Source organism: Brevibacillus ruminantium (assembly GCF_023746555.1).
In the GTDB taxonomy this organism is placed as follows: Bacteria; Bacillota; Bacilli; order Brevibacillales; family Brevibacillaceae; genus Brevibacillus; species Brevibacillus ruminantium.
Window position 1 is genome coordinate 2,830,866 of sequence record NZ_CP098755.1, and the last position, 14,403, is coordinate 2,845,268.

At 47.7% G+C, this 14,403-nt stretch carries 16 protein-coding genes and 2 riboswitches; of the genes, 3 read left to right on the forward strand and 13 right to left on the reverse strand.

Annotated elements, in window-relative coordinates; genetic code table 11:
• Nucleotides 1-3: 3 nt before the first annotated feature.
• The 5 genes from NDK47_RS13940 to NDK47_RS13960 form a co-directional block, all read right to left on the reverse strand.
• Nucleotides 4-2,166 carry an ATP-binding cassette domain-containing protein gene (locus NDK47_RS13940; protein WP_251870373.1) on the reverse strand — a complete coding sequence of 721 codons (2,163 nt, stop codon included), beginning with the start codon at nucleotides 2,164-2,166 and terminating at the stop codon, nucleotides 4-6.
• Between the two features lie 15 nt (nucleotides 2,167-2,181).
• Nucleotides 2,182-2,712, reverse strand: a complete 531-nt coding sequence (locus tag NDK47_RS13945; RefSeq protein ID WP_251870374.1) for a hypothetical protein — start codon at nucleotides 2,710-2,712, stop codon at nucleotides 2,182-2,184.
• A 207-nt stretch (nucleotides 2,713-2,919) separates the two neighbouring features.
• Nucleotides 2,920-3,786, reverse strand: coding sequence for a formyltetrahydrofolate deformylase (gene purU, locus NDK47_RS13950; RefSeq protein ID WP_251870375.1), 867 nt, complete (start codon nucleotides 3,784-3,786; stop codon nucleotides 2,920-2,922).
• A gap of 144 nt (nucleotides 3,787-3,930) precedes the next feature.
• A riboswitch (glycine riboswitch) is annotated at nucleotides 3,931-4,006 on the reverse strand.
• A gap of 2 nt (nucleotides 4,007-4,008) precedes the next feature.
• Nucleotides 4,009-4,117: riboswitch (glycine riboswitch) on the reverse strand.
• 113 nt (nucleotides 4,118-4,230) lie between these two features.
• Nucleotides 4,231-4,638 (reverse strand): DUF5360 family protein, encoded by a 408-nt coding sequence (locus NDK47_RS13955; RefSeq protein ID WP_251876155.1) that lies wholly within the window; start codon nucleotides 4,636-4,638, stop codon nucleotides 4,231-4,233.
• Between the two features lie 69 nt (nucleotides 4,639-4,707).
• Nucleotides 4,708-5,277, reverse strand: a complete 570-nt coding sequence (locus NDK47_RS13960) for a TetR/AcrR family transcriptional regulator (protein WP_251870376.1) — start codon at nucleotides 5,275-5,277, stop codon at nucleotides 4,708-4,710.
• 230 nt (nucleotides 5,278-5,507) lie between these two features.
• Between NDK47_RS13960 and NDK47_RS13965 the strand changes: the two genes are divergently transcribed.
• Both NDK47_RS13965 and NDK47_RS13970 read left to right on the forward strand, forming a co-directional pair.
• Nucleotides 5,508-5,897 carry a hypothetical protein gene (locus tag NDK47_RS13965; protein WP_251870377.1) on the forward strand — a complete coding sequence of 130 codons (390 nt, stop codon included), beginning with the start codon at nucleotides 5,508-5,510 and terminating at the stop codon, nucleotides 5,895-5,897.
• Entirely contained in the window at nucleotides 5,881-6,519 is a 639-nt protein-coding gene (locus NDK47_RS13970; RefSeq protein WP_251870378.1) for an O-methyltransferase, read from the forward strand. Before NDK47_RS13965 ends, NDK47_RS13970 begins: the two co-directional genes overlap by 17 nt.
• Nucleotides 6,520-6,562: 43 nt before the next feature.
• Here the strand turns inward: NDK47_RS13970 and NDK47_RS13975 are convergent, their stop codons facing one another.
• Both NDK47_RS13975 and NDK47_RS13980 read right to left on the reverse strand, forming a co-directional pair.
• Nucleotides 6,563-7,078, reverse strand: a complete 516-nt coding sequence (locus tag NDK47_RS13975) for a GNAT family N-acetyltransferase (protein ID WP_251870379.1) — start codon at nucleotides 7,076-7,078, stop codon at nucleotides 6,563-6,565.
• Nucleotides 7,079-7,235: 157 nt separating this feature from the next.
• Entirely contained in the window at nucleotides 7,236-7,907 is a 672-nt protein-coding gene (locus tag NDK47_RS13980) for a DUF1232 domain-containing protein (RefSeq protein WP_251870380.1), read from the reverse strand.
• 133 nt (nucleotides 7,908-8,040) lie between these two features.
• On the opposite strand from NDK47_RS13980, the gene ytaF reads away from it, so the two are divergent.
• Nucleotides 8,041-8,673 (forward strand): sporulation membrane protein YtaF, encoded by a 633-nt coding sequence (ytaF, locus tag NDK47_RS13985; RefSeq protein WP_251870381.1) that lies wholly within the window; start codon nucleotides 8,041-8,043, stop codon nucleotides 8,671-8,673.
• A gap of 496 nt (nucleotides 8,674-9,169) precedes the next feature.
• Here ytaF and NDK47_RS13990 read toward each other — a convergent pair whose 3' ends face one another.
• The 6 genes from NDK47_RS13990 to NDK47_RS14015 all read right to left on the reverse strand — a co-directional run bounded on the left by NDK47_RS13990 (nucleotide 9,170) and on the right by NDK47_RS14015 (nucleotide 14,403).
• The gene (locus tag NDK47_RS13990) at nucleotides 9,170-10,453 is read right to left on the reverse strand and encodes an MFS transporter (RefSeq protein WP_251870382.1); all 1,284 of its coding nucleotides are present in this window, start codon (nucleotides 10,451-10,453) and stop codon (nucleotides 9,170-9,172) included.
• Between the two features lie 396 nt (nucleotides 10,454-10,849).
• Entirely contained in the window at nucleotides 10,850-11,110 is a 261-nt protein-coding gene (locus NDK47_RS13995; protein WP_251870383.1) for a metal-sensitive transcriptional regulator, read from the reverse strand.
• 192 nt (nucleotides 11,111-11,302) lie between these two features.
• A complete protein-coding gene (locus NDK47_RS14000; RefSeq protein WP_251870384.1) occupies nucleotides 11,303-11,491 on the reverse strand; it encodes a capping complex subunit for YIEGIA in 189 nt (62 codons plus the stop codon).
• Complete coding sequence (locus NDK47_RS14005) at nucleotides 11,491-12,405, reverse strand: YIEGIA family protein (protein WP_251870385.1); 915 nt, start codon at nucleotides 12,403-12,405, stop codon at nucleotides 11,491-11,493. Before NDK47_RS14005 ends, NDK47_RS14000 begins: the two co-directional genes overlap by 1 nt.
• 145 nt (nucleotides 12,406-12,550) lie before the next feature.
• Nucleotides 12,551-14,086 (reverse strand): solute symporter family protein, encoded by a 1,536-nt coding sequence (locus NDK47_RS14010; RefSeq protein WP_251870386.1) that lies wholly within the window; start codon nucleotides 14,084-14,086, stop codon nucleotides 12,551-12,553.
• A 2-nt stretch (nucleotides 14,087-14,088) separates the two neighbouring features.
• A complete protein-coding gene (locus NDK47_RS14015; RefSeq protein WP_251870387.1) occupies nucleotides 14,089-14,403 on the reverse strand; it encodes a DUF485 domain-containing protein in 315 nt (104 codons plus the stop codon).

Sequence of the window (14,403 nt, forward strand, 5' to 3'; positions counted from 1 at the left end):
CTCTTAGTTACGTCTCTGCATGATTGTTTGCCAGACCTGTTCGTCAATTTCCGGGTATCGGGACAAGATGTGATACAGAGCTTTTCGCTTCAGCGTTAAAAAGACGCAGGGAGTGATCGCTGTCACGGTTGCTGTCCGTGGTACGTTCTCCAGTAAAGCAATTTCGCCAAAATAGTCGCCATCCTCCAACATCGCCAGAGAAATGATGCCCTCTTGTGGGGCCGAAGCAGCTTTGGTTATCTCAACTCTCCCGCGTGCGATGAGATAAAACTTCTCCCCTGACTCCCCCTCCCGGATTACAGATTGACCAGGGAGGCAGCTTTCCGAGTCGAAAAGGCTCGTCATCTCGGACAGCACCTTGGGATCAATGCCGCGAAAGAAGGGAAGTCTGGACAAGCGCTCTTCGTCTACCTCTGCTTCCAGCCCATCTTGGGAGACAATAAGCCCGCTCTGCTTCTCCCAAAGCTGTTGATAGTAGCCACCCTTTTGGAGCAACTCCAGATGTGTGCCGCTGTCAACCAGTTCTCCTTGATCAAAAACAAAGATCTGATCAGAGCCTGTGATGGAAGCAAGCCGATGGGTTACGGTGATGACGGTGCGGTCATCCGATAACGCTTGGAAGGTCCGGTTGATCGCAGCTTCTGCGATCGGGTCAAGTGCAGAGGTCGCCTCATCCAGTAGTAAAAGGGGCGGGTCCCGCAAAATGGCCCTGGCAATGGCAAGGCGCTGGCGCTGACCGCCAGAGAAGTTGTGTCCGTCGTCTACCACCTCTGTGTCATAGCCTTCGGGAAGGGAGCAGATATAGTCATGAATCTCAGCCTTTTGAGCGGCGAGCATGATCTCCTCTCTGGAAGCATCCGGTCGACTTATACGGATGTTCTCCAGGATACTTCCCCGGAACAGGAAATTTTCTTGGAACACAATCCCGATTTGCTCTCGGAATGAGCTGCGATCAAGATCCTGCATCCGCGTGCCATTCAAACAGATATCCCCTGTTTGTGGATCATAGAAACCAAGCAACAACTGCAGCATCGTACTTTTTCCAGAACCGCTTGACCCGACGAACGCTGCGGTCGTGCCCGCTGGAATGCGCAGATTGATTTGTTTGAGTACCGGCTTGTCCGGTTCATAGCCGAAGGTCACCTGCTCTACGTGGATGTCCAGCATCCCGCGCTGTAAACGGACTCGATCCACTGTCGTACCGAATGATTCTCGAGGCAGTTTCAGCAGTTGCTCGATTCGTTCCATACTGACACGTGCCTCAGTCAGTGCGGGAATGGTAAAGGTCAGTCCAAATACAGAGTTACCCATCGACATATACATCGTGAAAAATGCAACGAGTGCGCCCAAAGTAATGTAGCCTTGCAGTGCGAGATACGATCCAACTCCCATGATCGAAAAATTCACCAACAGGAGGCTGATCATCGGAAGGCGTTCGAGCTTTGTGTTAATGAGCTGCTTGTTGTAAAAGCTGAGGGAAAAGGATTGCAATCTTTTATTGAACTTTTCGATCATCGCTTGTTGCAGATGAAAGCCTTTGATCACTTTTTGGGCACGCATATTTTCATGGACATCACTGGTGATCAATGACAGCCGTTCGATATAGGCTGCGTTCACTGCCTGAGCACGTCGACCTAGCAAATAAGGTCCACAAAAGACGAAGGCAGCACCTGCCAGAATGAGGAGGGCCATACTCCATTCCAGTGAAAACAAAACAATGGTGCTGAGAATCACCACCGTGAACGATTGAATCCCCGTGGTCAGGATGACCACCATGGCGGTTTCTATTGCAGGCAAATCCACTGAAAAATAAGAGACGAGATCCCCTGACCGGGCTTTTTGAAAAAAACCGATCGGCAGGTGTTGGAGTTGATCAAATAATCGTCTGCGCAATTCAGTCTGCACGTTCGCGTTTAATTTCGCCAGGGCGTAATCACTCACAACTCCCATACTCATACAGAAGAGACCAATGATTGCAAATGTTCGTATAAATGAAAAGAAAAATGCAGAGTCTCCCGGCTCAATGGCTTTGTCGATGATAAATTTAAAGCTGAGGGGCGCAAGAGAGACAAAGGCTAAATCAAAGCAGAGTGCTGTGAAAAAAACGACCGTGAGCCATTTGTAGGGACGTATGTAGCCCAGCAGATTTTTCAAGAGAGTCAACATTAGAAGGTCTCCCTTTTACAAGTCAAAATACTTTTCAACAGGAAACTTGGCTGCATAGGCTTGCCATGCTTCAAAGGAGGCCCTGTATTCATCCAGTGTGCCGAATTCCATTTGGACAGAAGCAACACGCTGGGCGAGCTTATCAAAGAGTCGTCGCAGGGGCTCGTCCGCAGGTGACCAAAAACGTATCTCCCGCACCTCCCCACGCTGTTGGGCAAGGTATTGGATAAAAAACTGCAGGCTATGGAGAAAAAGATAGGACTTACGATAGTGCTTGAGTATGAAGACGGCCTGAATTTGAACGATGTCTGTATCCGTGTATTCGTGCTCACCAGTCCCAAAGATGAAGCCAAAGGCCCCAATCACCTCATATTCGTCGTTAAAACAGAGGAAGCACCCCTTCCCCATCAACACCGGACTGGCGAGATAGCTAAAGGTTTCGGGAAAGGCATATGGCAAATGCAACTCATGATAATGCTCGAGCAGGAATTCCAGGTATTTCTGTTGGTACATTTCGGATGAGCATAGGGCAAAATAGTAGCTCATAACATTGGAGATCCCCCTTCTGCCTGGTACTCTGGTAGCGAATTTCTCCTCTGCAACGATGGTTTTTCGTGTTGCAAAATTCTCATTCAATATTGTAGTTCAAATAGACTAGAAAAAAAATCCTACCAAGGTTGAGAAGGGGGTGGAGATTTTTAAACGTTTGTTTACATCGAGGGGCAATTTTGATGGGGCTTTGAAGGTGAAAGCTTACGCAAATACAATGGTTTTATTTCCGTATACGAGCACATGATCCTTAAGATGCCAAGCGACGGCTTGCGCAAGCACACTTCTCTCCACTTGTCGTCCGGCGATTTTCAAGGCTGCTTCGTTATAACGATGATTGACTCTCACCACATCTTGTTCAATGATTGGACCCTCATCGAGATCGTTGGTTACGTAATGGGCTGTAGCGCCGATCAGCTTCACACCACGTTCAAACGCTTTTCGATAGGGGTTGGCGCCGATGAACGCAGGCAAAAAAGAGTGATGGATATTGATAATCTGATCCGGATAGTGAGAGATAAACGCAGGGGATAGAATCTGCATGTACCTGGCCAAGACGATCAAATCAACCTTGTCTTTCAACAGCTCCAAGGTCTTTGCTTCTGCTTCCTCCTTCGTCTCTGCCGATACAGGAATGTGGTAATACGGGATTCCGTACGATTCTACTGCTTCACGCAAGTCATTGTGATTGCTGATCACCATGGGGATCTCTGCGTGAATTTCCCCAGATTTCCAACGCCATAGAAGCTCGAGAAGGCAGTGATCCATTTTGGATACAAAAATAGCCATGCGTTTGGTCTGCCTCTCATGGCTGAGACGCCACTCCATACCGTATTCACCAGCCATGGCGGCCAGATTCCCCTTCAGCTTTGCGAAGTGCCTGTCATCTTCCAGGTCAAATTCGATGCGCATAAACAGGACACCATCCTGCGGGTCCGTGGTATGCTGGTCAAATTGAACGATATTCGCTCCGTGTTTGACGAGAAAATTGGAGACATCGGAAATGATGCCTGGTCTCTCCGGGCAAGACAGTAGTAAAACGGCACGAATCGTTGCTTTGCTGCTTCTCATTGTTTTATCCCCCATTCTGATCTTTCGCAAAACGTCCCGGCATTACGGTTCCAGCTAGCTTGCAGTGGGCTCTCCAACCATGATCCCGCCTTGGCTGCACCAAAAAAGGACAGCAGAAAGATAAAGTACATGTACTCTACCTTTCCCCTGTCCTTTTTACCTGAGAGTTTACTCCCGATGGGAGCCTTCCCCTTTGGTGGCTGCTCGCTCTCTCCAGAGGTGCGTCCTATTGCAGTACGTTTACCTGAGAGATTGATCCCAAGGTTTTTTGGGACTTGCTCCTTCGGTGCTAAACAGTTGTTTCTCGTTTAGGCTCTCCCACAATAATGGTCCGCCTATGTGAAGTTTTCAAAATACTTGCAATCAGTTAATCATACCCTTTTCAAAGAGTCAACTGCGAATCAGAAAGCTTCCGGATGATCCAACTATTCAAATCAAGCAAGCTCACACTTCGCGGACCTCTGTCACTGAGGCAGCACGCCAAAATCGAGGCAGAAAAAACAAGGGATACAGCATCAGGAACAAATTGGGCAACCACCAGGTCAAATCAAATTCAAGCCGAATTCCCCAGTAGGAGATAGCCATCAAGCCTGAACAAAAGGTCAAGCATAGCGAAAGGAATGCGGCTGGCTTCCATTTTGGAGATTGGATGCGATGTAGATAAATAGCCGTCAATCCGGAAAGGGAGATCACCATATCCAACGGAAAAAAAGACCAGTTCCAGGCGACCAGGATGGGGTTCGTATAATCGGAATAGGCGTATTCTACAGGGATAAGCCCCAATGCCGTCGATCCGAAATACAAGAAAAAGGAGATGTCGATCACCAGGAAAAACCACTTGAGGATATGCATTGATGGCTCTGGGCTCTGCGCGTCTATTCTTTTCGGGTTCAAGTGTATTCTCCTCCCCTAGGGTTCTTTCTATTTTTTTGTACAATCGGAAACGGCCATGCCATTCAGCAGGACCTCCACCATTGTATCCAAGGCACTGGTCAGCGATTCCGGCGAATGGATCAAAAAATCAGGGTCATAAATCGCCGCAGACGCACCGCGCAGCATCTGAATCACACTGGTGACAGGGAGCGGGCGCAACTCTCCATTGGCGATACCTTGTTCTAAGATAACGGTGACCGTCTTCCACTCTTCTTGCATCTGCTTGTCGATTTTCTTCCATTCGTCGGGGACGTAGCGTTTCATCTCAGAAAGCAAGCGGGCATCTCCGAAGTGAAGGCCACTCGGGACGATACAGAGAACTGCTTTCAGCTTTTCAAGGGTGGTCAAAGTCTGATCTTCATAGATTTTCCGTTCGGTTTCCTGTACTTCGGCGATGGCTTCATCCACGATGACGCTGATCATCTCTTCTTTGGAAGCAAAATGCTCATAGATGGTTCGCTTACTGGTTCCCAGATGAGAAGCAAGGTCGCTCATGGTAAACTTGACCCCTTTTTCGACGATTAATTCGAGCACGGCTTGCTGGATGCGTTGCTTCAAGCAGGAGACTCTCCTTTCGTTCATTTTTTGAAAACGGTGGTACTGTAATATTATTTTGGGTACCAACAACGTAAACAGTATAGTTCCTAAAGACAAATTATGTCAAGGAGTCCCCGTTCAGAAAAAACAGACTTGCTATTGATTAACATTGATTGACATCATGTATACGTTTGTATACAATCAGCATCACGTACACTCGTATACAAATGTATACAAATGGAGGCGTGATCATGAGAGGTGGAAAATATAGGGGCGATCTGAAAGAAGGACATCATCGTGGTGTGCACGACGAAGATAAGGGTCTTTCACCACGGCGTGGACCCAAAACCTTTCGCCGAGGAAGAGCGATTGCCTTTTTAGAGAATATGAACCTAAAGCGTTCAACGATTAAGCAACAGTTAGAGGAACCCGAGTTTCAATCGATCCATCAAATATTAGTCGGAGAATTAAAAGCGATTGATATGGTGATCAACGAGTTTATTCAATTATTTGAAATACATGAAAATGAAGCCGCCGAAATACCCTATCAGAAAAAAGAGAAAACGGATGCATCCGCATCGAATCGTGAGACACAACATATTCGTGAGAAAGGAATGGATTCTGATGAAACAAATCAATAGCTATATTGACAACGTGTTTCAATGCCAAGATGCCCTTTTGGAGGAAGTCATTTTGTCCATCAAAGAAAACGAAATGCCCTCCATATCGGTATCCCCCTCCTCTGGAAAACTGCTCACCATGCTGATATCCATTACAGGAGCAAAAAATGTTTTGGAAATCGGGGCTCTCGGGGGCTATAGCGGGATTTGCCTTGCCAGAGGTTTCGGGACCGAAGGAAAATTAACTTCTCTGGAGTTAGATGAGAAATACGCGCAGCTCGCCTACAGCAATCTATCGAAAGCGGGCTTTGGCGATCAAGTAACGTATCTCACCGGGGAAGCTTTGCAAAGCCTGGAAAAGCTGGAGAAGGATCAGAGACGGTTTGATTTTTTCTTTATCGATGCTGACAAGGAAAACTATGAAAATTACCTGAACTATTGTATCAGATTGGCGGAGCCAGGAGCTGTAATCGTCACCGATAACGTACTTGCCGGCGGAAGTGTAGCGGATGAGAGTATTCAACCGAAACGTTATACCGAAATCATGAGGAAATTTAATAAAACGGTAGCCAATCACCCTGAGTTAGAGTCCCTGCTCATTCCCATCGGCGATGGCCTGACCCTTTCCAAAGTAAAGAAATGATCGCTGAAAACACAACATGGCCTAAAAAGCGTTTTACTACTTATCAAACGCTTTTTAGGTTTACCTCCATAAATCTGGTCCCTTCGACCGGATTAAATACATAAGGCTCAATCTCATAAAACCCAAATGATCGATAGAGATCTTGTGCTTTTGTCATCGTTGGCAGTGTATCGAGTCTCATATAATTGTAATCCATCTGCGAGGCTTTCTGCATGATCATCTGAATCAAGCTTTTCCCAATGTGAAAACCGCGATACCCATCACGAACAAACAATCTCTTCATTTCGCAGATCCCCTCCTCTATCTTGCGAAGGGCGATGCATCCTGCTGCTTGTCCATCAACAAAGGCCAAGAGCAGAGCGCCATCCGGTGACCCATACTTACCTGGCAACGCTTGAAATTCTGTGTCAAAATCCTGAAAAGAAAGATCGATTTCCAGCGATTGTGCATACTCCAAAAAAAGCTCTTTTACGACTTCGATCTCTCGTGCTTCTTGTCCCGTGATATATGTAAACTCCACGACATATTCCTTTTCATTACCGATTGTTTTCCTATTCATAGAAGTAGACTTCCTTTCTGTCGTTTTGTAATAATTGCGTAAATTATTCCCCCTTTCTATTTTTCGTCTATTAAGTTGTAAGATAGCACAAGAAGAATAAACAAGGAAGGCTCACACCTGCAGTGTACAGCCTTCCTCTTTCACGTAAGTCAGGCCGTTATTCAACACCTTCTGCTGAAGCGGACTGTAACTGTTCAAGCCGGTTCAAAACAAGCTGAACCGCGATGGCATCATCCAAATATCCGATTGGGAAAATGTAATCGGGTATGATGTCCGTCGACAAAATAAAGTACAGCAAAGCACTCCCAAGCAGCGCCCGTACATGGTCTGTCGTACCTGCCTTTGTATACAGCTCATACATCGTTCTCAACTGCTCAATAAATGGCCCTGCTCCGCTTACCTGCTCTACCTTCGCTGCAAATTCTGCGTGAATGAGACGGTTGCCCTCTTCCGTCAATGCGTATTTTTCATAACGGGTCAGCTCCTTCTCTACACGCTCCGTCGTAAATTGGCGGTCAAAAAAGTTAGATGAGACGAGAACCTCCTGGATCGCATCAATCGAAGCATGAAGCTCCGTCCCGCCGCCTTCACTGGAGGACTCCACTTCGAAACCGGCTGCCTGAAGCAGCTTTGACAGCGGGACATTTAGATGAGTGGCAAAAAGCTTGAGGTGATCCAGTTTGGCTTGTTGCTTTCCGTTGACGATTCGGGAAATGGTAGCGGTATCGATACCCGTTAACGTACTTAGTTTTCGCATTGAAAGAGAGTGTTTTTTTAGCAAGGATTTTATGATGTGACCCAAATCGACACGTTGATTGTCTACAGTCATGCATCATCCACTCCCTTGGACAAATTACGCAGAGTGCGCGTTGATTTTTCCTCAACAGTTTTTTCTGTGAACAGGCACTTTTTTCAACAATCTCAATACAATGACAGAAACTGAATGGAGGAGTGATTGTAGAGTGAATTGGTTAATCATTTTGGGTTTTGCCATTTCATCGAGTATCGATAATTTTGGTGTAGGCATTTCATACGGGATCCGCAAGATTCGCATTGGTTTTTTGGCCAATTTTTTAATGGCCGTCATCTGTCTGGTACTGAGTGAAATTGGGATCTTTTTTGGGCAGATTTTGGCTGCCATACTCCCCGGTATCCTGCCTGTGCTTTTAGGTGCTTTGATCTTGACGGTGATTGGCATTCGGATTATTTTACTGGCTGCCCCGCGAAACAAGCCGGTTCCTGCTACATCGGCTGAGGGCAGCACAAGAGCCAAAAATCTTTCAGGCATCCTGCAAAATCCGGAGATCGTCGATTTCGACAAGTCTGGAGAAATTGGACTGGGCGAAGCAGGCATACTGGGGATTGCACTGGCCGCCAATGCTGTAACGAACGGTCTCAGCGCCGGCTTGATCGGCTTGTCACCCCATGCTGTCTCGATCACAGCCGCAATCGGAAGCTTTATTACAGTGTGGGCGGGCGTTGCTCTCGGCGGGAAGGTTGCATCTGTTCGAATCGGTTCTTTCACCTTGGGACAGTTCGGTACGTTGATCAGTGGCGTTATTCTATTGGTAATTGCCGTGAATACCTTCTTTTAACTTATAGGTCGAGAAGTCTCCCACTTCTAAAACCTTACAGCGTTTGGTTGTAAGTGGGGGATGAATCGACTTTGGACAAGGACAGGCTTTTGCCTGTTCAGTTGTCCGACACTTTGGTAAAATCTACTTATGATGTTCTTTGATAACTGGATATATGGGGTTGCATGGAGAAACAAAATGCGAAAACCAAGCTTATCCTTCCATGCGTAAAATATCCAAGGTAACAAAAGAACTCCGAAACGTCGGACATCTAGGGTAGGGACTACCCGAAGTAACGCTCGAGGAGACGAAAGGTTACTTTCGTCGTGGATTTGAGAAGCTCCTACTTCAAGGCGTTAGCCTAAGTGGAGAGTAGTTCACTGGAAGAAATACGTGCCCTTTTCTTTATCGTACGAGAAGTGATTGAATCATATGAATCAAGATTGTGAATTTGTCAATCAAAACAAGCATCACGCTTTCCCTTGATCGGAAAACGGATGCTTGTTTTTAACACTTCTTATGCCACTTGTTGTTGGCCGCTCGCCGTTGCCTTTGAAATCCGCAGGGCCATGACGGCAGCCAGGAAGCACACCAGTCCCGCAGAAAGGAACGGGAGTGTATAGGTGCCCAGCGATTCCCGCAGCAAACCGGCACTATAGGTAGCGACCGAAGCACCGATCTGATGGGCGACGACGACCCAGCCGAAAATCATGCCGGCCGATTCTTTCCCGAATTCATTGGTTGCCAGCTTCACCGTAGGTGGTACCGTAGCAATCCAATCCAGTCCATAAAAAACGGAAAAGATGGTGAGCATCATCGGACCTGCTTCCAATGCATAGGGCAAAAAGAGCAGGGATAAACCGCGCAGACCGTAATACCAGAACAGCAGTTTGCGGCTGTCTAACCGGTCGGTCAGCCAACCGGAAAAAGTGGTCCCGACGAGATCAAAAATGCCCATCAAGGCGAGGATCCCTGCTGCCGTAACCGCCGGAATGCTAAAGTCCCCACAAGCAGGAATCAGATGTGTGCCGATCAAACCATTTGTGGAGAAACCGCAGATAAAGAACGTTCCCGCTAGCAGCCAAAACGTCGTGTTTTTCAAAGCGGAACGAAGTGCGCGCAAAGGCGTGAGAATGATATTTCCTTCAAACTTTGCCGGCTTCACTACTTCTTTTAACCCATAAGGAGGTGCTCCGACATCAGCGGGATGGTTTCTCATCCAGATCGCGACACATACCAGGATGACGAGAATCAACGCAACAGCCGAGAAAATCGAGGTTCTCCAGCCAGCCTCCTCCGTAATTTTTGCCATGGCGGGAAGGAAAATCAGTTGGCCGGTAGCTGCACTTGCGGTCAGTAAACCAACGACGAGCCCCTTCCGCTCCACAAACCAGGCATTGCTGACGGTCACGCCCAGTACATTTGCCATCATGCCGGTAGCGAGACCAGACACCAGCCCCCATAAAATTTCAAATTGCCACAAGGCAGTCATCAGCGGCGTCAGCGAAAGACTGAGCGCCAAGACGGCCAAAGAGACGGTCACCACTCTGCGGATGCCGAATTTTTGTAAAAGGGCAGCAGAAAAAGGTCCAACCAATCCGTATAAAAAGATCCCGATCGAAATGACGCTAGAGATGCCCCCGCGGCTCCATCCGAACTCTTTTTCAAACGGAAGCATGAGAATGCTTGGCATTGAGCGGATGCCCGCTGAGATCAGCAGTGTCACAAAGGTCAGGAGGACGACCACCCATCCGTAATAGATACCCGATTTTTTCTTACGATCGTGACTGCTTGTTTCCATCTACAAATCACTCCAATGATTGCCGATCTCTCTGCTCCTTTTTGCCGATCATGAAAATGGCTGGAAAGATTCCCGGTCGATGCTTCCGTCGGTTTTATTACATTTTTAGTTAAAAAAAGGAAGCGCGTACTTTCCTCGTTCACCAGGAGCAGCGGATAGTACATAGTGTAAAGGATTTCGATTTTTAGCGAAACCCAAAATAGTCTGTAAAGTGTACTTGAAATGCAAAGCCCCTCCTATCAGGTAAGAGGGGGCTTGTTGCCTGTTATGATGTTCACGCCTGTTTGCGTGCAATGATCAGATAATGCGAATTTAAGGAAAGGCGGAGGAGATGATTGCATCCGGTGGTGGAGTGGAGTGTCCCCTCTTTCATGAGGATGATGCGTCGACAAAGGATTATCTGCTTTTAACGAGCAATTCGACCGCTTCTCTCACCATTTTTCCAGTATCTCCGCCACTCGCCAGTTCATCCATGATGCATTTCTCCAGATTGGTTGCAACGATGACGGCCATTGCCCGGTCTGCTGCGTTACGGACAGCCGCCAGCTGCGCCACGACGTCTTTGCACTCTTTTTCCTCTTCCATCATGCGGAGGATGCCTTTGATCTGACCTTCAATACGCCGCAACCGTTTTTTTACATCATCTGTATATTCCATGGACTACCCCTCCATCAATCCAATTACGTGTACATGTATCCCTAGTATAAGTCACGAGACCAGCTATGAACAGGCCGAGGGCGGGCATATATTCAAACAGGGCAGCCCTTTTGGCTGAACGATGTTTACATTCAGCAGAGGACTGCCCCGTTTCACACCATTTATACAGATGACCGATCCCGATGAAAGCATTTACTGAGTGTGCTTGTGATCGACAAGAATAAATGTTCCGTTTTTCAAATCATGAGCCATGACGTCCATGATCTTTTCCAGTGAAAGAATCAATCGCTGCTGCTCTTCCTGGTCCTTCGCATGAAAAATGGGTATGCCCCCTGAGATTTGCTCCGTACCCACAATGACAGCCCCTACAATCCTGCCCATTAGTGCGTCTTCCCTCCTTTTTTATTCGCAGATGATTCAGATGGCATCCGCACTGCATTTTCCAGCACCGGTACATGGCGCAAAGCCTGTTTGGCGCTCTCTATATCGTTTATCTGTGGCAAGATAAAGACCGCCAACTCTCCGCTGTCGAGGTTTAGTTTAGTCATCGGGACCAAGGCCGGTTCCCCAGAGTCGCGATAAATCCCGAGAATCGTCGAGAGATTATGCAGAATCGCCTGCCGTTGTCCCAGATTGGCAATCGTCACACTCACGTTTTTATTCGACGGTTTGACGATCAGACCCCGTCCATGTTCGCGGATGATCTGCTGATTGCTCGGCAAGCCGACATTCATGATGTAGATGGAATCGACGAAGAGATCCGGACCTTCCATGCGAACGACCGCTTCCCTGATCTCGGCGATTTGCCCGAGATTTTTTCCGGATTGAAAGATCTTGGCGATGAACAGGGAGAGCAGCCCTGTGATAATTCCCCAGTACCATTGAAAAATGATGGCAAAGAAAGCGGCCACGAAAGAACTGAATATAACCAAGTAGTTTCGGCCTTCGAAGACCATGGCGATGCCTTCAATATAAGCCGTTCCCCTCGGTACAAGCTCCATCTCATCCACTTTTTCCAGACTTTGTCTCTCCATATTGCGAACATCGCGAAACTGTTGAGCTGCTACCGTCAGAAATGTGACGGCGGTATAGTTTTTATTGAGCAAAGCGGGTACGAGTATGGCGCCTAAGCCCGCTGCGATCACTGCCAATGAAAAATGAATCACTTTCCCGTGTGGATAGGTTGGGTATTGCCGATAATCCGTTCTGAGCATCATGAGACGCGAGATAATGCCAAAGAGAACACCAATAATGACTCCGATCGTTTCGGGCTCTGTCAAAAACCAAAACTTCATCCAATCCCTCTTTCATTTCATTGCTGAATAGCCCCATTATTTCCTTTGGGCCAAGATTGCAAACCCCCGAAACGCGCAAGCTGTCTGCAAGTAGAAAGGGGCTCTTCAGCTTCAACTGAAGAACCCCTGTTTAATTGTTATGATTTTACGTCTCTGCACCCAGGCCAGTGTTTGCTTTTACATCAAGCTCTTCGTAACGGCCATCGATTGGCTCCGGCTTGGTCAAAAGTGAGACGATGACTGATGTAAGGAAGCCCAGCGGGACACTGATGATTCCCGGATTGGCCAGTGGGAACACGGCATTTTCTCCCATGACACTGGGGCCAAGCATAACCAGTGAGACGGCACTGATGGTTCCGACCAGCATCCCGGAGACTGCCCCAGCCGTATTAAACCGTTTCCAGTACATGGAGAAAATGATGACCGGCAAGTTGGCGCTTGCAGCGATTGCGAAGGCAAGTGCAACCAGATAGGCCACGTTTTGCCCTTTGCCCAGGATACCGATCACGATGGACAGACCACCGATGACCAGTGCTGCACGCCGTGCGATCGTAAACTGTTTTTTCGGATCGGCTACGCCGCGCTTAAAGACGTTTGTATAAATGTCATGCGCAAAAGCGCCTGCAGCCGTAATCACGAGACCGGCAACAACAGCAACGATTGTCGCGAAGGAGACTGCCGCAATCGCCGCTTTAAAAATCTCTCCGCCGATCGTACCCGGTCCGCCACCCAAATACTGAGCCAAGAGCGGTGCAGCCATGTTTCCGCCTTTGTCTGCTGCACGTATCTCGTCAGGACCAACCAGGACGGATGCGCCGAAACCGACAAAGGCAATCAGGATGTAGAAAATTCCGATCAGAATCATACCCCAAATGACCGATTTACGCGCTTCTTGAGCAGTGGGAACCGTATAAAAACGAATCAGCAGGTGCGGCAGTCCGGCTGTACCCAAGATCAGGGCAATACCCAGTGAAATCAGGTCAATTGGATTTTTGTACAGTTTTCCAGGTGTCAGGAAGTCGGCCCCGTTCTTCTCGATGACCGCCCCAAACAGATTGGATGGATTAAATTTAAACATGAAGAAAAGAATTAGAATCAATGCGATTGTAGCGAACATCAGCAAAACCGCTTTGATAATCTGGACCCAACTGGTCGCCAGCATTCCGCCGAATAAAACATAAACAATCATGAGCACGCCAATGATAAGGACAGAGGCTTCATAGGGAATACCGACCAGCAGCTGAATAATGACACCAGCACCCACCATCTGGGCGAGCATGTAAAACATCGTGACGACCATCGTCACAAAAGCGGTTGTCGTCCGTACAGGCGTCGGCTTCAAGCGATAGGCAAGCGCATCGGCCAAAGTAAATTTGCCGGAATTGCGAAGAGGTTCGGCAACGATGTATAAAACGACAACATATCCCATCAACCACCCAACCGCGTACATAAAGCCATCGTACCCGTTCAGGGCAACCAGTCCTGCAATACCCAGGAATGACGCTGCACTTAGATAGTCACCTGCAATCGCCAGCCCGTTCTGCCAGCCAGTCAACGTGCGTCCAGCCGCGTAAAAGTCCTCGGTACTCCGGTTTTTCTTGGAAGCCAGATAGGTAACGTACATCGTTAGTGCGATAATTGCCAAAAAAAGAACGATTCCGAAAATTTTTGCTGTACCCATACTCAGGCCCCCTTGCTCGTGTATTTCGTATGTTTGCTGACGATCTCTTTCGCCTTCTGATCAAATTTGCGTGCTTTGACGACATAGACAAAGGCAAGGGCCCATGCCACCAAGTAATAGCTGATGCCAAATAAATAACCAAAAGTAATATTAGAAAAAACGAAATGTCCCATCAAGCCTTTCGCGTAGCCGGCCATCAAAGGAAGGGCCAAGTAGTAACAGACAAACAACAAGACTATCGGCCAAAGAAACCATACCTTTGCTTTTTTGAACTGCCTGTACTCTTCTGATGCCGCGATTTTCTGATAATCATCCAA